Origin of the sequence: Starkeya nomas, assembly GCF_902703545.1 — a bacterium.
In the GTDB taxonomy this organism is placed as follows: Bacteria; Pseudomonadota; Alphaproteobacteria; order Rhizobiales; family Xanthobacteraceae; genus Ancylobacter; species Ancylobacter moscoviensis.
Genome location: NZ_CACSAS010000001.1, coordinates 1,181,099 through 1,206,736 on the forward strand (window position 1 = coordinate 1,181,099; position 25,638 = coordinate 1,206,736).

A 25,638-nucleotide genomic window follows, 5' to 3' on the forward strand; every position below is an offset into this window, starting at 1 on the left:
TCATGCACGAGCCGGTGCCGGCGGAACTCGATCTGTTCCGGATGATGGAGGAACGCCGCCGCCCTCGTCAGGTACCGCTATGGGCGATTGCGACGGCCGCCTTGTTCCTTCTGGCGATCGGCGGCGGCAGCGGCTGGTCGCTGCGCGGCGTGATGGCAGTGCCTTCCGAAGGCGTGCAGGCTCTCGCCCGGGAGGCAGCGGCGAGTTACGCAGTTTATGCACCCGATCGCGTGCGTCCCGTCGAAATCCGTGCCGAGGACAGCAAGACGCTTGCCGCATGGACTACGAAGCGTATCAGACGTTCCGTAGGGATTCCCGATCTTTCCATGGCCGGCTATCGCTTCATGGGAGGACGAGTAGTGCCTACCGAGCATGGGCCTGCAGCGCTGTTCATGTATGACAACGACAAGGGCAGCCGACTTGTCATACTGGCGCACCCCATGGTCGCCGACAAGAGCACGCCCATGGTCCCTCATAAGATGGACGGTCTTAACGGCTATTCCTGGGCGGATGGAGGACTGGGGTTCAGTCTCGTCGGAGCCGCGCCGGCTGATGTGCTGCATCTGCTTGCCGATGATGCGCGCCGTCAGCTACAGCAGACCGTCTGACGCCAGCACATGACTGCATGAAGGGTGATCCGTAGACGGCGAAGAACCACGCCTCCATGGCCGCGTCCTGCCAAGATTGCCACGTGTCGAGCGAGCTGGCCAGCGCATCGGACATTGTCTCCTGCGCCGTCAGGAAAGGATTGTCGGGTGCCACCGGCCGGCGACAATCGGCGACAATCGGCGCCAGCGCCCGCGCAACCTGCATCCACGGATTGAGACTGGAGAGCAGCGAATAGCTGAGCCGGAGCGGATGGAGCATGCGCAAGCATTCGGCAGCGGGGGCATTGGCGAATGTCCGCACCACCGGTTGTACGACCGCGCGATAGAGGGCGAGGTTCATCCGCGACACCCCCGCAACAGCGGCGAACGCCGCGTCCTCGTCGGGCGTGTTGCGGCCGAAGACACGGATATCCTCCAGCGTCCGGTTCTCGAAACGCACGCGCATCGCCTTGTGGGCGCCCGTGGCAGGTTCCGGCGGCACCTCGACCATTTCGTAGAGGCCCGGCGCCAGACGCGCGATGGCCTCCATTGCCAGCACGAACTCCTCGTCCTCGTGCTCCGCCACTCCGGCCGAGACGAAAAGGCCGAGATGGCCGGCGTGCGCGTCCACCGCGTAGACGATCACCCGCCCCGCCGAGCGGATCTCCTCGACGCTCCGGTAAAGATCGAGGATCCATCCCAGTGTCTGGGGCGGCGGCGAGATCTGGTCGCGTGTCGAGGTCAGCACGACCGTCGGTGACGTCAGTGCGTGCAGGTCCACCGCCTCGCCCTCGTGCAAGGTGAGAACGCCGCGAACAAGCTCATCGCCGATGAACAGGTGATCCACCAGGTACTGGATCTCCTCGCCATTGAACATGATGAAGTCGCCCCACCATTTCTCGAAGTCGAGGTAGCGGTCGGCTTCCTCGTCGACATGCGCATAGAGATTATACTGCTTGACCCACAGGAAATTCGCGAGCCCAAGCAAGTCGAAGTTCAGGATCAGCCACGCCCCATCGAACCGGCCGGCACCGAGGTCGGCGAGCATTGCCGTGATCCAGCTGCCACCGCCGAGACCGCCGAGATAGCGCATGGGAGCCGTTCCCCGCCGGCCCTGCCAGTAGGACATCGGCGACCCGACGACCATGCAGGGCCCGAACAGGTCCGGTCGCCGGGCTGCGGCCATGAGCACCTGGTAGCCTGCCTGGCAATTGCCGATGGCGGTCGGCCGCGGCGCGTCCGGATGGAGCGCCACGACCCGTTCGGCGAAGGCGATGCCGCCTTCGACCACGTCCGGGAAGCCCTGACCGGGCAGGGGGGTGGCGGAAAAGCCGATGAAATAGACCGGGTGCCCGGCGGCGAGCGCGTCGCCGATTTCGCTCTCCGGCTTGAACCCGCCGATTCCCGCTCCCTGCCCAGCACGCGGATCGACGACGATCAGCGGCCGCTTGGCAGGGTTCGTCGACGCGCCCGGCGGCACGGCGATCCGGTAGAGGGAATAGTTGATGGGCCGCGCGAGGGTCCGCCCATCCAGCACCAGTTCGTGATCGAACGCCAGCACCATGGTTCCGTGACGGGCTTCCATGTCGATCTGCGTGTCGCCGCGCCGACGCAGGACGTCCAGAAACAGTGTCCAGCGCTGGACGCCATCGATCACGTAGTCGGTCAAGGGGGCGAGCAGCGCCTCGCCGGCCGAAGACACGCCGCCTTGATCTGGTACGGCCCGGATTTCCGACCCGCTCACGACTTCGCCCCGACATGGCTCTGCGGGTTGAGATTGCCGATATGGCCGCTCTCCGTCCCGGCTTTCGGGTCGATGGTGCAGTTGACGAGCGCCGGCTTGCCGGCAGCGAGCGCGTCGCGGAGCGCCGCAGCAAGTTCCGCCGGCGTGTCGGCCTGGTAGCCGATGCCGCCGAACGCCTCGATGACCTTCTGATACCGGGCGTCAGGCATGAGCACGGTCGGCGCCGGGTCGCTGCTGCCGGAGCGGTTGATGTCGTCACCGCGGTAGATGCCGCCATTGTTGAACACGACGATCACCACCGGCAGATGGTAGCGGCAGATGGTTTCCACCTCCATGCCGGAAAAGCCGAAGGCGCTGTCGCCTTCCACGGCCACGACGGGCTTGCCGCTCGTCACCGCCGCGCCGATGGCGTAGCCCATGCCGACGCCCATGACACCCCAGGTGCCGCAGTCGAGCCGCCGGCGGGGAAACTGCATGTCGAGCACGTTGCGGCCGATGTCGAGCGTGTTGGCGCCCTCGTTGACGAGATGGATGTCGGGCCAGTCCGCAATGACATCCTTGATGGCGCCGAGAGCGCTGTAGAAGTCCATCGGCTTCGGATCCGCGGCGAGCCGCTGCTTCATATGTGCAACGTGCTTCGCCTTGTCCTGCAGGATTTCCGCCATCCAGTCGGAGTGCGGGCGCGTGTGCTGCGGCCCGAGCCCGGCCAGCAGCGCGGCGACCGACGAGCCGATATCGCCCACAACGGGCGCGGCGATGGCGCGGTTGCTGTCCATCTCGGTCGCCTGGATGTCGAGCTGAATGAACCGCGCGGTCGGCGACCATTCCGGGCTGCGGCCATGGCCGAGCAGCCAGTTGAGCCGCGCGCCGACCAGCATCACCACATCCGCCTGCTTCAGCGCCAGCGAGCGCGCGGCCGCGGCGGACTGGGGGTGGTCGTCCGGCAGCAGCCCCTTGGCCATCGACATCGGCAGGAAGGGAATGCCGGTCTTCTCGACCAGCGTGCGGATGTCGGCGTCGGCCTGAGCATAGGCGGCGCCCTTGCCGAGCAGGATGAGCGGCCTTTCCGCCGTCGCCAGCAGGTCGAGGGCCCGGCTCACCGCCTCGGGCGCGGGCGGCTGGCGCGGATCGGCATCCACGACCTTGATGAGTGAGGCGGCGCCCTCCGCCGCATCGATCGTCGCCGCCAGCGCTTCTCCCGTGACATCGAGGTACACGCCGCCGGGGCGCCCCGAGACCGCCGCGCGGATGGCGCGGGCGAGGCCGAGCCCCATGTCCTGCGGACGGTTCACGCGATAGGCAGCCTTGGCATAGGGCTTGGCGGCATTCATCTGGTCGAGTTCCTCATACTCGCCCTGCTGGAGGTCGACGGTGACGCGGTCGCTCGATCCCGAGATCTGGATCATCGGGAAGCCGTTAGTCGTGGCGTTGGCGAGCGCCACCATGCCATTGAGGAACCCGGGTGCGGAGACGGTCAGGCAGACGCCCGGCCGCTTCGTCAGATAGCCGGCGATGGCGGCGGCGTTGCCGGCCGAAGCCTCGTGCCGAAAGCCAATATAGCGGATGCCCGATGCCTGGGCGAGGCGGGCGAGGTCGGTGACAGGAATGCCCGCCACGCCGTAGATCGTGTCGAGTCCATTGAGTTTCATCGCCTCGATCAGCAGGCCAAAGCCGTTGGTCAAGGTTGCGGGCTGGGGTGCGCTGTCCATGGATATTTCCTTGGAGTTGTCGTTCCCGAAGGTAGCCGGCCGACATTCGCCGGCCAGAGGTATGACTGGTCAGATGACCTGCTTGCCGCGCAGGGCGGCGATGTCGGCCGCGGCGTAGCCCAGATGCGCCAGCACCTCGTCAGTGTGCTCGCCGAGCAGTGGTGCGCCCTTGATGGTCGGCGTGAAGCTGGAGAACTTGATCGGGCTGCCGACGGTCAGGTAGGTGCCGCGCTTTTCCTGCTCGACCTCGACCACGGAGCCGAGCGCGCGCAGCGCCGGATCATGGGCGATCTCCTTCATGGAGAGCACTGGCGCGCAGGGCACCTCGAATTTGCGCAGGATATCCACCGCCTCGAATTTGGTCTTGTCGGCGAGCCATTTTTCGATGTCGGCGAAGATGTCGAAGATGTGCGGCTGGCGCGCCTTGGCAGTGGCGTAGTTGGGATCGGTCTTCCAGTCGGGATGGCCGATCGCCTCGCACGTCTGCGCCCAGTTCTGCTCCTGGATTGTGAAGTAGATATAGGCGTTGGGATCGCTCTCCCAGCCCTTGCACTTCAGGATCCAGCCCGGCTGGCCGCCACCGCCGGCATTGCCGCCGCGCGGTACCGCATCGCCGAACGGGGTCTTCGGATATTGGGGATATTCCTCAAGGTAGCCGACACGTTCCAGCCGCTCCTGGTCACGCAGCTTCACGCGGCACAGATTGAGCACCGCGTCCTGCATGGAGACGGCGACCTTCTGGCCCTCGCCGGTCTTCTCGCGGTGGAGGAGGGCGGTGAGGATGCCGATGGCGAGGTGCATGCCGGTGTTGGAATCGCCGAGCGCGGCCGCCGAGACGGTCGGCGGGCCGTCCCAGAAGCCGGTCGTCGAGGCCGCGCCGCCGGCGCATTGCGCGACGTTCTCGTAGACCTTGAGGTCGGAATAGGGATGTCCTTCGGCGAAGCCCTTCACCGAGCCGAAGATGAGGCGCGGGTTGAGCTCGTGGATGTGCTCCCAGGTGAAGCCCATGCGGTCGAGCGCGCCGGGCGCGAAGTTCTCGACCATGACGTCCGCCTCGCGGATCAGCTGTTCGAGGATCTTCTTGCCCTCGGGCGTCTTTGTGTTGAGCTCGATGGAACGCTTGTTGCTGTTCAGCATCGTGAAATAGAGCGCGTCCAGATCAGGGATGTCGCGCAACTGCCGGCGTGTCACGTCGCCGGTACCCGGGCGTTCGACCTTCAGCACGTCTGCGCCGAACCAGGCGAGCAACTGTGTGCAGGCGGGCCCCGCCTGCACACCGGTGAAATCGATAATCTTGATGCCTTCAAGCGGAAGGGGCATGTCTGAAACTCCTCAATCTGTGTGGAGGAGTTTAGGCGCGGTGTTACTTTTCGTATTTAGTCGATATTTATAGTCTTTATGGACAAAAATATTATTGTCATTGTGATATTTATATGATCGATTTTTATTTTTCTCGAAAACATTATTGAGATTTTTTCTACGCGTTCATACGTATGTGCGTGGTTCTGTATTCGACAGGACTCTTCCTTGAAGGGATATCATCGAAAGGAGCTGTGAATGAACCGCGCCGACGCTACGGCCGAGAGTGCAAAGGGAACCGGCCCGCTTTCTGGGATTCTCGTGGTCGACCTCACCCATGTGCTCAACGGCCCATTCGGCACGATGATGCTCGCCGATCTTGGGGCGCGGGTGATCAAGGTCGAGCCGCCAGGTGGTGGCGACGATACCCGCACCTACGGCCCGTTTCTTAATGACGCCTCGCTTTATTTCGCCTCGGTCAATCGTGGGAAGGAGAGCGTCGTCCTTAATCTCAAGGACGATGGCGATCGCACGATCTTCCTCAACATGGTGCGGCGGGCCGACGTCGTGGCGGAGAATTTCCGACCCGGCGTGATGGCGCGGCTGGGCTTTTCCTATGCGGAACTCTCGAAGGTGAACCCACGACTGATCTACGCCTCATCCTCCGGCTTCGGGCAGACCGGGCCGCTGGCGAATTTCCCAGCTTACGACACGATCGTGCAAGCTATGAGCGGCATCATGAGCATGACGGGTTTTCCGGACGGTCCGCCGACCCGGGTGGGAACGTCTCTGTCGGATCTTCTGGGCGGACTGAACCTGTTCGCTGGTATCACAACCGCGCTCTATGCTCGCGAGAAGACCGGACGCGGCACCCATGTCGACATCTCAATGTTCGACGCGACACTTGCCTTCCTGGAGCAAGGCACGATGGAATATGCGGCGACCGGCCACGCGCTTGGCCGCATCGGCAATCGGCATCCTTTTCTCGCGCCGTTCGACCTCTATGAATGCGCCGATGGCCATGTTGCGATCTGCTGCGGCAACGATCACCTGTTCGCGGCGCTGTGCTCCGCCATTGGGCGGGCGGAAATGGCCAGTGATGCCCGTTTCCAGGCGAACGAGAGCAGGGTGAAGCACGTCGCCGCGCTGAAAGTGGAACTGGAGGCGGCACTCAAATTACAGCCCGCCGCCTATTGGCTGAAAATCATCCATGAGGCCGGTGTGCCTATCGGCCCGCTGCTGGATGTGGCTCAGGCTCTGGCGCAGCCGCAGGTGGCCGCGCGCGCGATGCTCGTCGAAGCCGGAGGAATCAAGATGACCGGGATGCCAATCAAGCTCGCCGGCTATGCTGATGCCGCCGCCCGCCCCCCGGCTCCCGCGCTCGATCAGCATGGAGCTCGGCTGCGCGAGGAGTTTTCCCGCTGAGCCGGCTGTATCACTTGTCGTTGCGGAGCCGGCTGCCGTGCGTATGGGTGATCATCATGGTGTCGTAGGGATATTCGCCAACCTGCCACCACAGATAGTCCTCGTCGCGAAACCGTAGCAGAGCATCAAGTATGTCGCCGAAATCTGGGTGGCGCGCACCAAGCTCGGCGTAGAGCGCGTTCGTCTCCGTGAAGGCGGCGTCGATGAAGCTCCGCGGAAAGGGGCGCAACACAGCGCCCGCAGCCACGAGACGCCGGAGCGCGGCGGGGTTGCGCGCATCGTATTTTGCCAGCATGTCGGCATTGGCGAAACCTACTGCGGCTTCGAACACCGCCTTGTAGGACGCGGGCAGTTCCAGCCATTTGCCGCGGTTGACGACGAGGTTCACGACCGTGCCACCGTCCCACCAGCCGGGGTAGTAGTAGTAGGGCGCGACCTTCACGAAACCCAGCTTCTCGTCGTCATAGGGGCCGATCCATTCGCAAGCGTCGATCGTGCCCTTGTCGAGGGCGGAATAGATGTCTGCTGGGGCAATCTGCTGCGGCACGGCGCCGAGCCGGGCCATAACCTCGCCAGCGAGGCCGCCGATGCGGAATTTCAGACCCTTAAGATCGTCGAGCGCATGGATCTCGCGGCGGAACCAGCCGCCCATCTGCCCACCAGTATTGCCACCGGGAAAACCGACGAGGCCGTATTTCGCCAGAAAGCTCTCCTGCAGCTCACGTCCGCCGCCGTGCCAGTACCAGGCGTTCTGCTGGCGCGCATTCAGCCCGAACGGCACGGCCGCGAAGCAGGCGAACGTCGGATCTTTGCCGACATAGTAGTAGAGAGGCGTCTGAGCGATCTCGACCGTCCCGTTCTCCGCAGCATCAAGTGCCTGCAGGCCGGGCACGATCTCTCCAGCCGCGAAGTTCTGGATGACGAAGCGACCATCCGTCGCTTCGCTCACATAGCGCGAGACCAGTTCGTTGGCACCAAAGATGATGTCCAGCGACCTCGGCACGCTAGTTGTCAAGCGCCAGCGCACCTGGGGGGCGTATTGTGCCAAGGCAGGCGCCGCGAGAGCGCCTGTCCCCGTGGCGGTGATACCGGCGGCGCGTAGAAGGCTGCGGCGGTTCATCACTCGGCCCCGTTCCTCAGTCCTTCCGGCTCGTCCGTTCCTTCGTTATGACCTTCCCCCCGATCATAGCGCCCGCGGCATGTAGGGAAAGGTCCCCGTTGGCTTGGAGGTAACCGACTCGCGACCGATGCCGAGTGTGATCGGCGTATTGGCCGCAAGACTGAACATGACATCCGGTGCATTGTCGGTCAACGAACGGCCGTTCCAGCCGCCGAAGCCGAAATTGGCCGGTGTGCCTACGATGTAGGGCAGGATGTTGGGAAAGAAGCGACGGGCGATCATCTCGCCATAGGCGGCGGGATCATCCGAGGTGCCGTAGGCGGCGACGACGTCGGCAACCGCTTCCGCCACCTGCTCGCCATAGACGGCGAAGTCGTCCGTCGGCACGCCGGCATTCAGGCGGTTGCCGAGATCTTCATTGTATTGGGTGAAGAGCGGATGGATCATCGGCAAGCCTACACGGTTGATCGAGCACCAGCCGCCGGCATCGGTCGCCAGCGTCGCTACCGCCCACACGCCAATCTTGCCGCCCCCAGCAGCAGAGAAGACGGAATCCGGCACTTCAAGCACGATGGAATAGACGGTGTGGCCAGCGAACAGATTCTTCGCCTTTGCGCGGTCCCACCCGGAGAGGTCGGCGACGGTGCCGTCCTGGAACGCATGGCCGACTGCGTGAAGCACGTCTGGCTCGATCCAGAACGGATCGCCCGCCTTGCCGGTCCATAGGCGAACCCCGTCGGATCCCTCGACGTTCTCTCCCGTCACGCCCTCTGCGATGACCATGCCCGGCGCGTCGGGATTGGTGGCGCCGCTTCCAGTAACGCACCGCAGAAGAAGTCGTTGCGCGCCCGCGCCATCACGTTCGTCGAAGGTCAAGCGGTAAGTGATATCTTCAACCGCATCGCCGTCGAGATCGATCTTGAATTCATACATACCCTCCGGATGGTATCCGGGAGTCGGAATTGCGCCGAAGATCGAATGGCAGACATTGATTGCGAAAACAGTGCCTACCTCACCGCGGAAGACGTAGAGATCCGTGATGTCGAGGCGAATATCTTGCCGGGCGAGCGGTGAATCGAGGTGGTGTGACATGATGTGCTCATACTCTTGAGTGCCCTGCGTCGGGCGTCCATCGTTCGAGTGCAAGTCGCGTCTTCCATACCTCGCGACCAACCGCCGACATGACCCGGTCGGCTATGCTGCAACTATCCGGCGCGACGCACGCCCGCATATTTCAGCATCCGTTGCGCGCCTTACGCGATCAAACGCTGGACGTCGCAGCATGGGAACGTTCGGCAATCCCGATCAAGAGAACAGCAAATCCGGTAAAGACGCATCGAGGTGCGTGCGCCTAGATGGCGGCATGAATCGCGTTGAAATGCTGGAAGCGGCGGCGACGGCGAAGTCAGTCAGCCCCCACAGCCCGAACAACCCTTCGAACCTCGTGTTGCGGGAAGACAACTGGCGGCGACGGCCGGGGCGGGAGATGCGACCGGACGGCGGACGCGACATCATCCTGTCGCGTTGGACGATTCAGCTTGCCAACGACGAACTGGAAGTATCCAGGGACGAGGGCGAGCCTTGCCACGTCCTTTCGATCGCCCTGCAGGCGACGCGACAGAGCTTCCACTGGAACGGCGACACAGTGGTAGACGGTCGAGTGCCGGCGCACAGCCTAATGGTCAGCGGCCCGCGGGACCATCCGTGTCGGGCGGTGTTCCGCCAGTCCGCGGACGTGTTCCGCGTCTATATCCCTCCCGCCCTGATCGAGGAATGCACGCGCGGGCTATTCCCCGGTTCCGGCGCGTTGCCGGTCGGCTTCTGTACGGCGAACCTTGTTGAGGACGAGGCGCTTTCGCGCCTCGTTCGCTCCCTCGTCAACATCGACGAGCAGGGTGGAAGTCTCGCGCCGATTTTCGTCGAGGGAATCGGCCTCGCCTTGACCGCCCGGTTGATCGCCCTCCAGGCGACACCAGGCCTGAGTCGGGACGCATCCCCCAAGCGCGTGCTGGCCCCCTGGCGCCTTCAACGGGTGAAGGATTATATCGAGGGCAATCTAGATCGCACCATAACGCTTGAGGAAATGAGCGAAGTCGCCTGCCTGAGCCGAATCCGGTTCGGAGCGCAGTTCCGGGAAGCGGTCGGCGTCACGCCCTATACATACGTCCTGCAACGGCGGGTCGCCTACGCTCAACGACTTCTTCGAGACACCAAGATGCCATTGGCACAAATCGCATTGCTAGTCGGTTTCAGTAGCCAAGCGCACTTCACCACCATATTCGGCCGGCATATTGGGCTCTCTCCCGGCCAATGGCGACGCAGCGCTGGGAATTAAGAACCCGACAGTGCATTATAGGATTTCGCGCCAGCGCCCTGGCGTCATCCCCGTCACCTTCCTGAAGGCGGTCACGAAATGCGCCGCGCTCGAGAAACCGAGCGCGGTGGCGACGTCCTCCACGGAGAACTCGTGCCAGCGGAGCATATCCTGCGCCCGCGTTACACGCCGCCGCAGAATATAGGCATAGGGTGCCACACCCAGCGCGGCCCGGAACTGCGCCGAGAAATGCGAGGAACTGAGCCCGGCGGTGGCGCTGACCTCAGCGAGATAGATCGGTTCGGACAGGTGTGCCTCAATGTAGTCGATCGCGCGGCGCAACCGCCATTGCACCATCGGAGCTGGAAGCCTGCCCGATGGCGGCAGCGAACCCGATGCATGGCAAAGGATCAGGCGTGACGCAAGCGCAAGTCCAACGCCATCGACGAAGGCCGGGCCAAGCGGCCCGCCATCGGCGTCCACTTCCACCAGGCTGCGGATGAGACTATCCATAATCGGATCCTCGACGAAACGGGCATCGAACAGCACGATCTCGGACGAGGGCGCCGGCAGGCGGCTCGCCTCCAGGCACTCTGCCAGAACGGATTGAGGAAAATACACCCGGAAGAAATCGAACGAATCCCGATACAGCGACTGCCGCTTCTGCCAGGTCGGCCCCTGCAGCAATATGCGGTTCGGCTGGACGATTCCCCGCGTCACCGCCGTCCGGGCGATGGAGAAATCGACATCCGCCCGACGCAGCGAATACGTGACGAAATGGCTGTCGTCGACATGGTCGGCGCTGACCTCAAGCGGCTCCGTTAGCTCTGATCGTGTCCAGCGCGCCAGCGAAATGCGGGCGATCCGTCCATCGGGCCTCAAGATGGGCGCTGGCGCCTTCTGCCAATTGGTTTCCGGCCGGGCGATGACCAAAGTACCTGCGGCCGACCGCCGGCCGTCTGGCAACCTGTCCGCCATGAGCTTGTCCTCACGAATCCTCCCTCCAGCGGTCAGATCCTATCGGGCAAGAGGCGGACTATCTTTCACGATATGATCGCGAGACCCTCATTGCATACCCTACAGCACCGTCGATTTGTGCAATCGGCGGAAGCGGTCCCGAAAGAGTCGGGACGCGATCGCATGGAGAGTACCTCGATCCAGAAACGCTCGCCTCGCCTCCCGATGGCCCATTCGACGGCGGAACCGAAGGCGAGCGATCTGGTGGCCCATGCCAGCCGGAGAGATTCCCATGTCGTCTACGTTATGGCGCGACAATCGCGGCCGTTTCATCGCAATCGCACTGGTGATCGCCGGAGTTTTTCTCTTCGACGTGTTCGCTCCGTTCGATGTCTCGATCGCGGTACTCTACACGCTCGCAATATCGATCGCGATCGGCACTTTTTCTGAAAGCGGCATCATCGCCGTGGCGGCGATAGCCTCCCTCCTGACTTGCACCGGCTTCTTCGTCGTGCACGACGGCGACCTTGAGACGGCAGCGGCAGGGCGCTGCCTCGTGGCGCTGATCGCTATCGCCGGCACGACGGCGATAGCCGTGTGGACGCAGCGAGCCGCCAAGCACGATCGCGTCGAACGTCAACAACTTGCAGCCAATCTCGATAGAATACAGGTCGAACTGCGCCATCTGGGACGGGTCACATTAATGGGCGAGCTCTCGTCGGCTATCGTCCACGAGATTCGTCAACCCCTATCAGCAATCGCCATCGAGGCCGAAGCGGGCCGGCGGTGGCAGGCACGCGGGATATCCGCCGTCGCCGAAGCCGATGCGTGCTTCGAACGCATCATCGTGGAATCCCGTCGCGCCGACGCGATCATCGCGCGACTGAGGGCGATGGCACGGCAGGAATCGGGAACAAGTTCGGTCTTCAGTTTCAACGATATCGTGAACGACGTGGTGCCGCTGATCAGGCGCGAGCTCGTGGCTCATTCGGTGAAACTCGATCTCTCGCTGCCGCCGTCGTCTCACTCCATCTGCGGCGACCGGGTGCAGTTCCAGCAAGTGCTGCTGAACCTCGCGCTCAATGCCATCCAAGCCATGGCGCCGGATGAGAATGCGCGCCATGTGCTTAAGCTACATGCTGGATACACAACGCCAGACACCAGCCTCGCGACGCTCGAAGTTCGCGACACCGGCCCCGGCATTCCGGCCGAATTGAGTGAACGGCTCTTCCAGCCTTTCTTCACCACCAAGCCGCAGGGCATGGGGATGGGCCTGTCGATCTGCCGATCCATCGTCGAGGCGCATGGTGGATGCATTGAGATCGTCCCGAACGAGGGCGGCGGAGCCGCGTTCAGAATTGCGGTTCCAACCGCCGCCCCACTGACGGAAGCGGTTCACGATGTGCCGGCACAGGGACATCAAGGCTGGCGTCCTCCCTTGCCGGCCTGACCCGCATTTCAGGATCGCTGCCGCTTTATTCAAGTCGCATCGATAACGAACATCCGCCCATGTTAAATATTACGACCTAAACGTATGTATAGATACACGACTTGCACGCATCGATTACCTATATTCGCGCAATTCACAGTTATGAATAATTGCAAATAGCTGCTTATGCCGCCGACGTGAACGACGTCATTCAAAAAATGACGTCTCATCGAGGGCGATACGCGAAAAAACAGACAAAAGGACATCACCCATGTCTCGCCTCACCCATATACTCGCCGGCATCAGCTGCCTGCTCCCGGCGCTCGCAGCCTCTGCGACGCAGGCCCAGTCGGCCAGCGCGAGCGAACCCTACCGGCCTCAGGCCTGCTCCGAGCATGTGACGCCGGCGACGGCGGACGTGGCGAGGGATCCCGATCTCGCCCCCGCCGTGCGCGAGTTGCTTGTCAAGCTCGACAAGAACGAGAGCCCGTTCTGGGAGCTGCCGCAGCCCAAGCCGCAGGCTATCCTCACCGCGCTGCAGAACCAGACGCCGGTCGATATGTCCGGCGTCGCCACGACGGAGCGGACGCTGACCGTCGACGGGCGCGAGGCCAAGCTTTTCATCATGAAGCCGGATCATCCCGCGGCCAATCCGGGTGTTATCCTGTTCTTGCACGGCGGCGTCTGGATCGTCGGCAATTTCGAGAACCACAAGCGGCTGTTGCGCGACATCGTAGTGGAATCCGGCCAGCCCGCAGTGTTCCTGCAATACACCACCCTGCCCGAGGCCCGCTATCCCGTGCAGATGGACCAGGCCTACGCCGCGCTGGAATGGATCGGTTCGCATGCCGGCGAGATCGGCGGCGACCCGGCGCGCATAGCCGTCGTCGGTAATTCGGTCGGCGGCGACATGACCGCGGCGCTGACGCTGATGGCCAAAGACCGCAAGGGCCCGAAGATCGGCTACCAGGTCCTACTGTGGCCGGCGACCGATGCCAGCGTTGACACCTGCTCGTATGAGCAGTTCGCCAATGACCGCTTCCTCAGCCGCTCCTTCATGAAGTACGGCTGGGATCTCTACGCGCCGACCGAGGCGGAGAAGAACAATCCCTACGTCTCGCCGCTGCGTGCGAGCCTCGACCAGTTGCACGGCCTTCCGCCCGCGCTGGTGATCACCGACCAGAACGACGTGCTACGCGATGACGGCGAGACCTACGGCATGCGGCTGCAGGATGCCGGCGTGCCCACCGTCTCGACCCGCTACGAGGGCACAATCCACGACTTCGGACTGCTCAACGCCTTCGCCGATCAGCCGACCACCCGAGCGATGATCCGCCAGGTGGCTGACGGTATCCGCGCGCATATCGGCGGCTGACCAGAATGGAGAGCTGGGGCGAAGCGGGGCCTTTCCGCTTTACCCAAGCTCCCGAGACGTATCTCAAACAAAGGGAACTGCGAACATGACCGAACAACCGAAGAAAGTCGCTATCGTGACCGGCGCTTCCGGCGGCATCGGCGCTGCCGTGGCACTGCGCCTCGCCGGCGAGGGCTTCACTGTCGTGGCCAACTATGCCGGTCGCTCCACCGAAGCCGACAAGACAGTCGCGGCCATTACCGCTCAGGGCGGGAAAGCGATCTCGGTATCCGCGGACGTCGCCGATCCGACCTCGGTCGCCGCCCTGTTCGCGCGGACGAAGGAGGCCTTTGGCCGCTGCGACGTGGTTGTGCACTGCGCCGGCATCATGCCGCTGAGCCCGATCACAGAAGGCGACGTCGCCCTGTTCGATAAGGTGATCGCCGTGAACCTCCGCGGCAGCTTCCTCATCCTTGCCGCAGCGGCAAAGGAGGTGGCGGAAGGTGGGCGCATCATCGCCTTCTCCTCAAGCGTGCTCGCCAAGTCCTTCCCCGGCTATGGCGCCTATATCGCCTCCAAGGCCGGCGTTGAGGGCCTCGTCCACGTTCTTGCCAATGAGCTGCGCGGCCGCAACATCACCGTGAACGCCGTGGCGCCTGGGCCGGTGGCGACCCCTCTGTTCCTGAACGGCAAGACGCAGGCGCAGATCGACGAACTCGCCAAGGTGCCGCCTCTCGAAAGGCTCGGCCAGCCGAGTGACATCGCTGACGTTGTCTCCTTCATCGCCGGAGCGCAGGGCGGCTGGATCAACAGCCAAGTCCTCCGTTCCAATGGCGGCTTTGCCTGATCACAAGAAACCGGAGTCAGAAATATGAGCAAGATCATTCTCGTAACCGGAGCGTCGAGTGGCTTCGGCGCGCATTCCGCACGTGAACTCGCGCTGCGCGGCGACACCGTCTATGCCAGCATGCGCGAGACTGAAGGGCGCAATGCCCCGCAGGTCGCCGATGCCGCCGCCTTCTCGGCAAAGCACGGCGCGGATTTGCGTACGATCGAGCTTGACGTGCAGGACGAAACTTCGACTGACGGCGCCATCGCTCGGATCATCGCCACCCACGGCCGGCTGGACGTGGTCGTCCACAATGCCGGCCACATGGTGCTCGGGCCCGCTGAAGCCTTCACCGCAGCCCAATACGCCGAACTCTACGACATTAACGTACTTGGCACCCAGCGGGTGAACCGTGCCGCGTTACCGCATCTACGCCAGCAGGGTGAAGGACTGCTGGTCTGGGTCTCGTCGTCGTCGACCCGTGGCGGCACCCCGCCGTTCCTCGCGCCTTACTTCGCAGCGAAGGCGGCAATGGACTCGCTGGCGGTGAGCTACGCCGCAGAGCTCGCCCGCTTCGGTATCGAAACCTCGATCATCGTGCCGGGCGCCTTCACCTCTGGTACCAATCATTTCGCCCATTCGGGACGCCCCGCCGATTCCGAACGAGCGCGAGCCTATGAGAATGGCCCCTACAAAGGCTTGCCGGAACAGATGCAGGTCGCACTGGGGAAGCTGGAGCCTGCCGATGCCGACCCGCTGGCAGTTTCCAGAGCCATTGCCGACGTGGTCGCGCTTCCCTTTGGAAAGCGGCCATTCCGTACGGTCGTCGACCCGGCGGATGATGGTGCCGGCGTTGTCAGCGCCGTCGCCGATCGCATCCGCGTGGAGTTCTTCAACCGGATCGGCATTGAGGATCTGCTGAAACCAGCGGTCACAAAGAATCCCGCCGCCGCGTAACCCTTTATGCCCGACGATGGGCACTCCAGTCCGAAAATGGAGAGGACAATGTCTGTCTCGACAGGGAAAGTTGCGCTCATAACCGGTTCCTCGCGTGGAATCGGCGCTGAGCTCGCCCTCAGGCTCGCCGAGGACGGCTTTAAGATTGTCGTCAATTACTCCGGGAACGCCGGGCCGGCGCACAACGTTGCGGGCATGATCGGGGACCAAGGCGGCGAGGCCATCGTCGTACAAGCTGACGTCGCCGATCCAGCGGCAGTGATCGCGATGTTCGACACGACGGAGAAAACCTTCGGTGGCGTCGACGTGGTGATCAACAGCGCCGGCATCCTCAAGCTCGCCAAGATTGCCGAGTTTGACGACACAACATTCGACCAGTGCGTCGCCATCAACCTCAAGGGGACGTTCAACGTCTGCCGCGAGGCGGCCAAACGCCTGCGCGATAATGGGCGGATCATAAATCTTTCGTCGAGCGTCATTGGCGTGCGGCTGCCGACCTATGGCGTCTATATCGCCACCAAGGCGGCAGTCGAAGGGCTGACACAGGTGCTTGCCCAGGAGATGCGTGGACGCGGCATCAGCGTGAACGCTGTGGCTCCCGGCCCGGTCGCGACCGAGCTCTTCCTCGACGGCAAGAGCCCCGAGCTCATCGAGCGCATGGCGAAGATGAACCCGCTGGAGCGGCTCGGCCAACCCAGGGACATCGCCAGCGTGGTTTCCTTCCTGGTCGGCCACGAAGGCGGCTGGATCAATGGCCAGACGATCCGCGCCAATGGCGGCATGTGTTAACCGGCGCATGCCGCTGCCACAGCATTTCCAATGCCGCTTAGGCCGTTAACTTCTAAGATCTCACGCAATTAGGAGCCCATCATGGCAAAGATTGTCTGCGTCCTTTACCCGGACCCCGTGGACGGCCACCCCACCCGCTATGCTCGCGACAACATCCCCGTCATCCGTTCCTATGACGGCGGGCAGACCGCTCCCACTCCCTCGGCGATCGATTTCACGCCGGGCGAGATGCTCGGCGACGTCTCGGGCGAACTTGGACTTCGAAAGTTCCTCGAGGCAGCCGGCCACGAACTCGTCGTGACCTCCGACAAGGATGGACCAGACTCGGTGTTCGAGCGCGAATTCGTGGATGCCGACGTGGTGATCTCCCAACCCTTCTGGCCGGCCTACCTCACCCGCGAGCGCATAGCCCGAGCGCGTAAGCTCAAGCTTGCTCTCACTGCCGGCATCGGCTCCGATCATGTCGACCTCGCCGCCGCTGCCGAACGGGGTATCACCGTGGCAGAGGTCACCTGGTCCAACAGCATCAGCGTCGCTGAGCACACGGTGATGATGATCCTCGGCCTCGTGCGCAACTATCTCCCCTCCCACGACTGGTCCCGCAAGGGTGGCTGGAACATCGCCGACTGCGTCGCCCATGCCTATGATCTTGAGGCCCTGCAGGTCGGCATCGTCGCTGCCGGTCGCATCGGGCAGGCGGTGCTGCGGCGGCTGAAGCCGTTCGATGTCAAGCTGCACTACAATTCTCGCCACCGCCTACCCGCAGCCCTCGAACAGGAACTCGGCCTCACCTACCATTCCGAGGTGAAGGACTTGGCGCGGGTCTGCGACATCGTCTCGCTGCATTGCCCGCTGACGCCGCAGACGGATGGCATGTTCAACGCGTCGATGATCGCGTCGATGAAGCGCGGCGCCTATATCGTCAACACCGCGCGCGGCCGACTCGTCGACCGCGATGCGGTAGCGCAGGCGCTCAAGAGCGGCCATCTCGCCGGCTATGCGGGGGACGTGTGGTTCCCGCAGCCGGCACCGGCCGACCATCCCTGGCGCACCATGCCGTGGGAAGGCATGACGCCGCACATTTCGGGCACCACGCTCTCCGCCCAGGCGCGCTACGCCGCCGGCACGCGTGAGATCCTCGAATGCTTCCTCACCGGCAAGCCGATCCGTGAGGAGTACCTCATCGTCCAGGGCGGCGGATTCGCCGGCACGGGTGCCCACAGCTACGCCGCCGCATGAACCACATCAGTCGCCGGCCGGCACAGCCAGCAGGTCGGCGACGCCCATGCGCGTGAAGAAGAGACGGCGCATCTCGTTCGCCTTCTCAGCGACTACCATCGCCTGCCGCTGCTGGGGATCGACCTCGAACCGCCATGGCCTTGTGCCGTGCGGCATGTCGACGACCTTGGCGATCTTCTCCGCGACCTCCTTGGCGTCGGTGCGGGCGCCCGGCACATTGGCGGCGTCCAGCTTGCCGGCGAGTTCTTCGGCGAGCCCGGCGAGCTTGCCGTACTGGTCGGCGACGGCAGGGTCGGCGCCAAAGACCGCATGCTTGAAGTGATCGGTGCCGGATGTGTAGGCACCCGGCATGCAGATGACCGTCTCGATGTTGTAGCGGCTGTTCTCCAGCCCCATGATCTGGGCCAGCATGTCGCCGGCGGCTTTGCTGGCGGCATAGGGGCCGGTGAACGGATCGGGAATCTGGGTGATGCCGCTGCCAACGTAGAGGAGCAGGCCCTTGTTCTGCCGCCGCTTGGTGGGCAGGAACGCGCGGTTGACGCGCAGCCACGAAATCGCGTTCAGGTCGATGATCTCGGCGATCTGCTCGGGCCGAAACGACTCGGTCAAGCCTGCCATCATCATCGCGGCATTGTTGATCACCACGTCGATACGGCCGTTGACGGAGAGGACATAATCGGCCGCCGCCCGGCAGCTCGGCTCCAGACGAACGTCCAATTCGAGCGGGCGCAGATCGAGCTTCTCAATATTCGCGATCGATCGGATATCGTCGACCTTGTCCTTGCTGTGGCCAGCGAGGTCGCGCATCGAGGCGTAAACTTTATGTCCGGCGCGCGCCAACTCCAGGGCGGCTAGCCGGCCGAAGCCCGACCCGGCTCCGGTGATGACGATGATCTTCTTCTCGCTCATGATGACCTCCTTTGGCGGATCACCTCGCCCGCCGCCGCACCTGGCGGGAGCGCGGCGGCGGAGATGGCGGATGGGCGCTCAATCGCTAACGTGCGGGCTGAGCAGGTCCTTCAGGCCGATGTTATGGAACATCTCGCGCCGCATGCGGTCGCCGACGCGGAACACTTCCTCCGCGCCGTCCTGCGAGGGATCGATGAACACGCGGTAGGGACGTTTGCCGAACGGCGCATCGACAATGGCGACGAGCTGCCTCGCGACTTCGCCGGGATCGGCATCCGCCGGTTCGAGTGCCGTCAACCCCTTCATCGTCTGATCGGCGACACCGAAATAAGGGCCCTCGTCATAGGCTTGCTGGACCGCCTTGTCAGCGGGCGTGCCGGCATGGGCGAAGTGGTTGGTGCCCTTGGTGAAGGCGCCGGGCACGACGATGGAGGTCTCGATGCCCCAGCGAGCGAGTTCGCCGGCATAGGACACGGCGAGCGAATCCATACCCGCTTTCGCCGCGAAATAAGGCGCAAGGAAGGGCGGGGTGCCGCCGCGGGTCGAACTCGAGGAGACCCAGACCAGCAGGCCGCGACCCTGCTTGCGCAGATGTGGCAGCGCTGCACGGTTAACCCGCTGCGTCGAGAGCACATTGACGTCGTAGAGTTCGGCCAGTTGCTCGGGCGTGAACGCCTCAGCGACCCCGAACACCATATGTCCGGCATTGTGGACCACAACGTCGATCCGCTTGTTGTCAGCTATGATCCTGTCAATTCCGGCGACGACAGATACATCCGACAGGACGTCGAGTTCCACGGTCCGCAGGTCCGCACCCTTCTCCTTCGCCCAAGCCTGCACTTCGGCAACCTTAGGGGCATTGCGACCTGTGGTCTCGCGCATCGAGGCGTAGACGATATGACCCGCCTTGGCGAGCGCCTGCGCTGACATCAGACCGAAGCCGGAAGACGCTCCGGTGACAAGAATGACTTGTTTCATGGTGTTTGACCTCGATTGGGGGAATGGAAGGACGGCTCAGCACATGCCGCCATTGGCGCGGAGTGTCTGTCCGTTGATCCAACCGCCCTCCGAGCCGGCAAGGAAGGCAACAACGCGGGCGATATCCTCGGGCTGGCCGAGCCGCTCCAGCGGGTTCATCTTCGCCATGCGCTCGATGAGCTCGGGGCTCTTGCCGTCGAGGAAGAGCTCGGTCGCGACCGGGCCGGGAGCGACAGCGTTCACGCTGATATTGCGCCCACGCATCTCCTGGGCGAGCACCTGCGTCAGCCCTTCCACCGCCGCCTTGGTAGCGATATAGACGCCATAGGTCGGCAGCCGCACGCCAATGACGCTCGACGAGAAATTGATGATGCGCCCCCCCTCCCGCAGCCGCTTCGCCGCCTCGCGGCAGACGTTGAACGTCCCCTTGAGGTTGATGGCGACGCTCTGATCGAATGTTGTGTCGTCGAATTCGGCGATGGATGCGAGCTTGAGGATGCCGGCGCAGTTGACCACTACGTCGACGCCGCCGAAAACCTTCTCCGTCGTGTCGAACAGCGCGATCACCGCCGCCGGGTCGGCGACGTCCGCCTGCACGGCGATCGCCGCGCCGCTTGTGCTCTTGATGCTCTCGACAACGTCCTGCGCAGGACCGGCGCCACCGACATAGTTCACCACGACCTTGAATCCCTCGCAGGCGAGGTGACGGGCGACCTCCGCCCCAATGCCGCGCGAGGATCCTGTGACGATCGCGATCTTCCCGGGCGTGCTCATATCTTGCTCCTGTGTCTCGGCGCCGGATATTTCACCGGCGAGGAGCAAGATAGGCGTCGCCAGAAACTAAGAATAATGCATTGTTATAAGACTATGAATGACTGAAAGTACGCCTCATGACCTTCGACAGTAGGCTGCTCAGCGGCATCGGTGTTCTCTCGGCTGTGGTAGAGGCGGGCAGCTTCGCGCGCGCAGGCGAGGCCATGGGGCTGACCCAGCCGGCGGTGAGTCGCGCCGTTGCACGGCTGGAGGAGCGGATCGGCATCCGCATTTTTAACCGCACGGCGCGGGCGATTTCGCTGACCGACGAAGGCCGCCGCTTCTACGAGGCTGTGTCGCCGCATCTCGCCAGCATCGAAGACGCGGCGGTGGCGGCCGGCGGCAACAAGGCATCGGTCCGCGGCCGCCTCAGGGTCAATACCGACGGCACCTTCGGCCATTACTTGCTAGCCTCACGGATCGGGGAGTTCCTCGACCGCCATCCTGACCTCTCCGTTGAGATGAACGTGCGGGACAGGATGGGCGATCTGGTTGCCGACGGTTTCGACGTCGCAATCCGCTTCGGCGAGCCTGAACCCTCCTCGCTGAAGGCGCGGCTGCTGCTCGAGACGCGCGTGCTGACCTGCGCCTCGGCCGACTATGTCACCCGCCACGGTGAGCCCAGCCATCCGGGCGATCTCACGAGCGGGCATCGATGCCTGCTGATCCGCGATCCCTCGACCGGCCGGCCGTTCGAATGGGAATTCCGGCGCGGCGGGGAAGTCGTACCGCTCGCTGCTGCCGGCCGGCTGATGGTCAACGATACCGGCTCGCTGCTAGGCGCCTGTCTCGGCGGAGTCGGTATCGCGCAATTGCTTGAGCTCTATGCGAAGGAACTGGTCGCCAGCGGGAAAGTGATCCTGCTGCTGCCTAACTGGGCGGAAGAGACTTTTCCTCTCTACGCCTACCATCATACCACACATCTGGTTTCAGCGAAGGTCCGCGCCTTCCTCGACTTCGTGCGTGACATCACGATGTGAGACCGCGAGATCTGCCGCTGGCTGGCCCAGTCGGGATAGGAGGCGGGGTTTTCGACAAGAACCGTATGCGGAAGCGGAAGAGACGTTCAGCCGTTCTTTGCTAGAGCTGCTCTCGGGGCCAGGCTTGCGGTTCCCATCCCGGATGCCTCTCGCCCCGGCATGGAGCCAGACAACGAGATAGGAGGAAAGGATCAGGCAATGGATCGGTTCGGCAGCGCACATTGGAACGGTGACATTGGGCACGGTCACGGCACAGTTTCGACGCAGAGCGGTGCGGTCGATCAACTGCGCTACGCGTTTCTTACCCGCTTTGGCGAGCAACCCGGCACCAACCCTGAGGAACTGATCGGCGCGGCGCATGCCGCGTGCTTCGCGATGGCGCTGAGCAACGCTCTTACCGCCGCCGGTTTCATCCCCGACAGCCTCGATACAAAATCCATCGTGACGATCGAGAAGGACGGTCCAAGCTTCTCAATAAAGGGAATTCACCTGTCCGTCAGTGCTGCGGTGCCAGGAATTGACCGACAATCATTCCTCAAGATAGCGGAAGAGGCGAGGGTTGGCTGCCCTGTCTCCCGTGTCTTCAAGGCGCCCATCACTTTCGAAGTGACCTTCTGACCGTCTTTGCGCGCCGTTAGGCGGGCAAATTCATCGCCTTCGTTTCAAATGACGGCAGCACCGTGCACAGGTCGAAGAAACTGGCAGCATGGGTTGCGCCCGATCAAGGAACGCCTGCAGGCGCGGAACAACGAATCAAGGAACACGCGCACGCTCCGGGGTAGGCGGGCGCCACCGGGGTAGACGGCGCTGATCGGTTCCTCATCGCCCTCCATTACGTCCGCCAGCACCTCAACCAGACATCCGCTCGCAACCTCGCCGCAGGCTTGGTAGTCGCCGAGCCCGGCCACCTCGACGTTTGCCCGCGCGAACCACTGCGACGATGATGTCGGCACGGGTCCGCGGCACAGGAGGCCGCCGTGTGGAAAATTCGACGACGCAGCCGTTAGCCGCAAACACGGCTTAGCGACGTAGGCTGGAGCTGATTGTGCCGGCGGATTTTCCGGGCAGCCTAAAGGCCCAGCAAGCGCTCGGCATTGCCGTGGCAAACCTTGGCGCGCCTTTCCTCGCTGATCGGGGCGGTCTCGATTAATTTTGAGGCCAGCTGCGGATCCTCATAGGGATAGTCGACCGAGAACATCACATTGTCGTCGCCCAAGGCCTGAAGGGCCGCCACGAGCGGCGCCGCGTCGCACACACCGGAGGTGGTGACGGCAATGTTGCGTTTGATGATCGCCGATGGAAGCGCATCCGGCGCGAGCTTCTCTCCGAGGTCGAATTCCCTCCGGCTGTCGAGGCGCCATAGCAGGAAGGGAAGTGTCTCGCCCATGTGGCCGAGAATGACTTTCGCTCCGGGAAAGCGCGTGAAGGTGCCGCCGAAGACGAGCCGCAACGCATGTGCTGCGGTTTCCGCGGTCCAGGCCCAGATGGGGCCGCCCAATTCCGGGCGATGTGCAAACATGGCGGGACTGTCGGCCATGTTGCCGGGATGCAGATAGACCGGGACATCCAGTTCCTGCACGCGCTCCCAGAACGGCGCGTACTGGTCCTCATCGAGGTAGTGCCCGTTGGTCTGGCCGTTGATGAGCGCGCCTCGGAACCCGAGTTCCCTGACAGCTCGCTCGAGCTCCGTAGCGGCCGCCTCGGCGTCCTGCATCGCGAGATGAGCGAAGCCGGCGTAGCGGCTCGGTCGCTTCTGCACCTCCCGCGCGAGGAAGTCGTTGGCGCCGCGGGCGAGCCGGATCGCCTCTCCCGTATCGCGTACGCCCTGAACCCCCGGCGTGGTGACCGAAAGCACCATAAGATCTATCTCGGCCCGGTCCATCATTTCGAGCCGCAACTCGTCGAAATCGGCCAGACGACGTTCGATATCGGCAAAGAGCGCGTCGCTCTGTGTCGGCCTGGCTACGTAGTTTCCGGCGAGTTCTGGCGTCGTGAAGTGCTCTTCGAGGGCGATCTTGCGCATACCCGCTTCCCGGTTCGTGTATGATGGCTTGTTGTAACCGGAATCATTACTTGGGCACGGGGCAAGCCTCTGCCGGCGACTTCGCGATCTTGAGCTGCTCCATCATGAATTCGGCATTGCTTCTGGAATCGGCCAGGAGCGCTCCCGACCAGTAGGCGGTCTTGCACGTCGCCGTGTCGCAATCCCCGCCGGCCGTCTGCCATTCGCCGGTGCGCACCACGTCGCAGGCGCAGATCGCCTTGTCGGGATTGGCAGGATCGACCGTGCAGATCTTGTTGAGGCACTGCGACCAGGGCGTGCCGCTTTCGCACTTCAGCGCCTTCTTGCCGCCTTCGAACTGCGTGAGCGCGAACTGCGAATAGACCGTGCGAACCCCCTCCGCGTCAGTGCTCGGCTTGACCGCGTCACATTCGACGGTCGCGAGGTTCGGTCCCTCCTGGACGTCGCAAACGCAGATCGAGACGTTCGGATTGCCGGGCTGCGGGACGCAGGGCGCCGAGGTGCAAAGCGCGAATTGCTGGTTGCAGAGATAGTTATTTGCCGTCGCCTCCTGCACGAAGCCGGGAGCGGCCGCCATGCCTGAAATCGCCAGCGCAAAGCCCAACATCATCCAGCGCATCGGAAAGCTCCCCGTTCCATTTGTGATTTTAGATTACCGGCAGCATTGAAAAAATAACAGCAACCCACCGGGTTGGCTGGAAGAGTGACGAAGCTACTGGTTGCGGATCATCTCTGTACGGTCGATCAATGACAGCACAACCGGTGTGCACCGCAAATAGACATTACGAAACTGTTCAGAACCGACGCTCACCGCATCTCGAACAGTTCCTGATGGAAGCGTTCCTCGACGGGAAAGCCCTTAGTAGCAAAGTCCCGTCGCAGTGCTTCCCCGAAGCCGGCGGGGCCGCAGAACCAGATGCTTGCCTCGCGCCAATCCGGCACCTCCTCGCGGATGCGGGTGCCGGTGAGCCGGCCATCGCGGGCGCTGATCAGAAGATGCAGGCGCACATTGGCCGCCCCCGCGTCCCGCGCGAGCTTTGCCAGCGCAACCTCGTCCACATCGGCGGTGGCGTAGAACAGGTCCGCCGTCTGGCCTTCCGGCCAGTCGGGCGCGTCGCCACGCAGAGCCATATGCTTCATCCGGGCGACGAACGGCGTGATGCCGATGCCGCCGCCGATCCAGATCTGATGGCGGCAATCGTCGTCGAAGGTGAAGCAGCCATAGGGTCCTTCCACCCGCACCTGCTGGCCGGGACGCAGTCTCTCGCGCAGCCGGCCAGTGTGGTCGCCGAGCTCCTTGGTGATGAAGGCGATCCGTGGATGATCCGGGTGCCAGCCGGAGGCGATGGTGTAGGGATGCGCGCCTTCGGACGCGTGCGACATGGCGAAGGCGAACTGGCCCGCCCGGTGCCCCGGCCAGCCGGAGGGCACGTCTATGATGGTTTCGAGCGCCTTCACGCCGGGATAGTAGTTCAGCTCGGCGATCCGCCCCTTCACCTGTCGTGCGATGCCCACGCGGCGCAGCAGCACGACTCCCGCCGCATAGGCGCCGACGGCGAGAAGCAAGGCCGTCGCCACGCCGAGCGGCGTCATCCAGTCGGCGAAATTCAGCAGCACCACCGCGTGGAACGCCAGTACCAGATAGGCGACGGCGAGCAGGCGGTGGGTCTTGTAGAACCAGCGGTAGGGAAAGGCGCGGATCAGCGCCAGCGCGATCAGCACCGCCGCCGCGTAGAAGGCCCATTCGCCGAGGCCCTCGGCAGTGCCGCGCAGGCTTGAGAACAGGGCCTCCACCGGGTCCGCAGGCGCCGGGCGGGCGCCGCTCCGCACCGGCCGTTCCAGAATCCCCCAGCCCACTGCCCATTTCGGTCCCTGCGCCCACAGCCAATGAACGATGGCGACGACGAGCGCGGTGATGCCGAGCCATTTGTGGAGGCGGTACATCTTGTCCAGCCCGCCCATCCAGCGCTCGGGCCAGCGCGGGCGCAGCGCGAGCATCATCGCCACGCTCATGGCCGCGATCGCGAGGACGCCGGTATATTGCACGGCGGCCGCTCTCGCCGCAAAGAAGCCGCTCGACTGGAACACCCCAGGCTCGGCCGCGACCCACAGCACGGAGAGAACGGCGAGGAGGGCGAAAAGGGCCAGCTTGATGTGTCGCATGTCTCGGGCTTTCTTCCTTC

General features: G+C 63.6%; 23 protein-coding genes. 11 read left to right on the plus strand and 12 right to left on the minus strand.

Going from position 1 to position 25,638, the window contains the following annotated elements; translation table 11 throughout:
- Positions 1-2: 2 nt before the first annotated feature.
- The gene (locus tag STARVERO_RS05680; protein ID WP_200837703.1) at positions 3-608 is read left to right on the plus strand and encodes an anti-sigma factor family protein; all 606 of its coding nucleotides are present in this window, start codon (positions 3-5) and stop codon (positions 606-608) included.
- Here STARVERO_RS05680 and STARVERO_RS05685 read toward each other — a convergent pair.
- The 3 genes from STARVERO_RS05685 to frc all read right to left on the minus strand — a co-directional run bounded on the left by STARVERO_RS05685 (position 526) and on the right by frc (position 5,360).
- The gene (locus tag STARVERO_RS05685; RefSeq protein WP_159598192.1) at positions 526-2,331 is read right to left on the minus strand and encodes a DUF3141 domain-containing protein; all 1,806 of its coding nucleotides are present in this window, start codon (positions 2,329-2,331) and stop codon (positions 526-528) included. The two genes, STARVERO_RS05680 and STARVERO_RS05685, sit on opposite strands and share 83 nt — an antisense overlap.
- Complete coding sequence (oxc, locus tag STARVERO_RS05690) at positions 2,328-4,040, minus strand: oxalyl-CoA decarboxylase (protein ID WP_159598193.1); 1,713 nt, start codon at positions 4,038-4,040, stop codon at positions 2,328-2,330. The genes STARVERO_RS05685 and oxc overlap by 4 nt, the downstream gene beginning before the upstream one ends.
- Positions 4,041-4,109: 69 nt before the next feature.
- On the minus strand, positions 4,110-5,360 hold the full coding sequence (frc, locus tag STARVERO_RS05695; RefSeq protein ID WP_159598194.1) for a formyl-CoA transferase: 1,251 nt from the start codon (positions 5,358-5,360) through the stop codon (positions 4,110-4,112).
- 237 nt (positions 5,361-5,597) lie between these two features.
- Here frc and yfdE point away from each other — a divergent pair, with 237 nt between their 5' ends.
- Positions 5,598-6,764 (plus strand): CoA:oxalate CoA-transferase, encoded by a 1,167-nt coding sequence (gene yfdE, locus STARVERO_RS05700; protein ID WP_159598195.1) that lies wholly within the window; start codon positions 5,598-5,600, stop codon positions 6,762-6,764.
- A 10-nt stretch (positions 6,765-6,774) separates the two neighbouring features.
- Here yfdE and STARVERO_RS05705 read toward each other — a convergent pair whose 3' ends face one another.
- The gene (locus STARVERO_RS05705) at positions 6,775-7,884 is read right to left on the minus strand and encodes a TRAP transporter substrate-binding protein (protein ID WP_159598196.1); all 1,110 of its coding nucleotides are present in this window, start codon (positions 7,882-7,884) and stop codon (positions 6,775-6,777) included.
- Positions 7,885-7,947: 63 nt separating this feature from the next.
- The gene (locus tag STARVERO_RS05710; protein ID WP_159598197.1) at positions 7,948-8,976 is read right to left on the minus strand and encodes a DUF4331 family protein; all 1,029 of its coding nucleotides are present in this window, start codon (positions 8,974-8,976) and stop codon (positions 7,948-7,950) included.
- A gap of 190 nt (positions 8,977-9,166) precedes the next feature.
- Between STARVERO_RS05710 and STARVERO_RS05715 the strand changes: the two genes are divergently transcribed.
- Positions 9,167-10,219 (plus strand): AraC family transcriptional regulator, encoded by a 1,053-nt coding sequence (locus STARVERO_RS05715; RefSeq protein ID WP_159598198.1) that lies wholly within the window; start codon positions 9,167-9,169, stop codon positions 10,217-10,219.
- Between the two features lie 15 nt (positions 10,220-10,234).
- Here STARVERO_RS05715 and STARVERO_RS05720 read toward each other — a convergent pair whose 3' ends face one another.
- On the minus strand, positions 10,235-11,176 hold the full coding sequence (locus STARVERO_RS05720; RefSeq protein ID WP_159598199.1) for an AraC family transcriptional regulator: 942 nt from the start codon (positions 11,174-11,176) through the stop codon (positions 10,235-10,237).
- A 271-nt stretch (positions 11,177-11,447) separates the two neighbouring features.
- Here STARVERO_RS05720 and STARVERO_RS05725 point away from each other — a divergent pair, with 271 nt between their 5' ends.
- From STARVERO_RS05725 to STARVERO_RS05750, 6 genes are all read left to right on the plus strand, one after another.
- Positions 11,448-12,605 (plus strand): sensor histidine kinase, encoded by a 1,158-nt coding sequence (locus STARVERO_RS05725; RefSeq protein WP_159598200.1) that lies wholly within the window; start codon positions 11,448-11,450, stop codon positions 12,603-12,605.
- 250 nt (positions 12,606-12,855) lie between these two features.
- Entirely contained in the window at positions 12,856-13,959 is a 1,104-nt protein-coding gene (locus STARVERO_RS05730) for an alpha/beta hydrolase (RefSeq protein WP_159598201.1), read from the plus strand.
- Between the two features lie 85 nt (positions 13,960-14,044).
- A complete protein-coding gene (locus STARVERO_RS05735) occupies positions 14,045-14,785 on the plus strand; it encodes an SDR family oxidoreductase (protein WP_159598202.1) in 741 nt (246 codons plus the stop codon).
- A gap of 24 nt (positions 14,786-14,809) precedes the next feature.
- On the plus strand, positions 14,810-15,724 hold the full coding sequence (locus tag STARVERO_RS05740) for an SDR family oxidoreductase (RefSeq protein WP_159598203.1): 915 nt from the start codon (positions 14,810-14,812) through the stop codon (positions 15,722-15,724).
- Positions 15,725-15,772: 48 nt separating this feature from the next.
- Positions 15,773-16,513, plus strand: coding sequence for an SDR family oxidoreductase (locus STARVERO_RS05745; protein ID WP_159598204.1), 741 nt, complete (start codon positions 15,773-15,775; stop codon positions 16,511-16,513).
- A gap of 81 nt (positions 16,514-16,594) precedes the next feature.
- Positions 16,595-17,752, plus strand: coding sequence for an NAD-dependent formate dehydrogenase (locus STARVERO_RS05750; protein WP_159598205.1), 1,158 nt, complete (start codon positions 16,595-16,597; stop codon positions 17,750-17,752).
- A gap of 6 nt (positions 17,753-17,758) precedes the next feature.
- Here STARVERO_RS05750 and STARVERO_RS05755 read toward each other — a convergent pair whose 3' ends face one another.
- From STARVERO_RS05755 to STARVERO_RS05765, 3 genes are all read right to left on the minus strand, one after another.
- Positions 17,759-18,661, minus strand: coding sequence for an SDR family NAD(P)-dependent oxidoreductase (locus tag STARVERO_RS05755; RefSeq protein WP_159598206.1), 903 nt, complete (start codon positions 18,659-18,661; stop codon positions 17,759-17,761).
- A gap of 78 nt (positions 18,662-18,739) precedes the next feature.
- Positions 18,740-19,639, minus strand: a complete 900-nt coding sequence (locus tag STARVERO_RS05760) for an SDR family oxidoreductase (RefSeq protein WP_159598207.1) — start codon at positions 19,637-19,639, stop codon at positions 18,740-18,742.
- 36 nt (positions 19,640-19,675) lie between these two features.
- Positions 19,676-20,413, minus strand: coding sequence for an SDR family oxidoreductase (locus STARVERO_RS05765; RefSeq protein WP_159598208.1), 738 nt, complete (start codon positions 20,411-20,413; stop codon positions 19,676-19,678).
- A 116-nt stretch (positions 20,414-20,529) separates the two neighbouring features.
- Here STARVERO_RS05765 and STARVERO_RS05770 point away from each other — a divergent pair, with 116 nt between their 5' ends.
- The gene (locus tag STARVERO_RS05770) at positions 20,530-21,432 is read left to right on the plus strand and encodes a LysR family transcriptional regulator (RefSeq protein WP_159598209.1); all 903 of its coding nucleotides are present in this window, start codon (positions 20,530-20,532) and stop codon (positions 21,430-21,432) included.
- Positions 21,433-21,630: 198 nt separating this feature from the next.
- A complete protein-coding gene (locus STARVERO_RS05775) occupies positions 21,631-22,050 on the plus strand; it encodes an OsmC family peroxiredoxin (protein ID WP_159598210.1) in 420 nt (139 codons plus the stop codon).
- 451 nt (positions 22,051-22,501) lie between these two features.
- On the opposite strand, the gene STARVERO_RS05780 is transcribed toward STARVERO_RS05775, so the two are convergent.
- The 3 genes from STARVERO_RS05780 to STARVERO_RS05790 form a co-directional block, all read right to left on the minus strand.
- Positions 22,502-23,455: an amidohydrolase family protein gene (locus STARVERO_RS05780; RefSeq protein WP_159598211.1), complete on the minus strand. Its 954-nt coding sequence runs from the start codon at positions 23,453-23,455 to the stop codon at positions 22,502-22,504.
- 46 nt (positions 23,456-23,501) lie between these two features.
- Complete coding sequence (locus tag STARVERO_RS05785; protein ID WP_159598212.1) at positions 23,502-24,074, minus strand: hypothetical protein; 573 nt, start codon at positions 24,072-24,074, stop codon at positions 23,502-23,504.
- Between the two features lie 188 nt (positions 24,075-24,262).
- On the minus strand, positions 24,263-25,618 hold the full coding sequence (locus tag STARVERO_RS05790; RefSeq protein ID WP_159598213.1) for a ferredoxin reductase family protein: 1,356 nt from the start codon (positions 25,616-25,618) through the stop codon (positions 24,263-24,265).
- Positions 25,619-25,638: the final 20 nt, after the last annotated feature.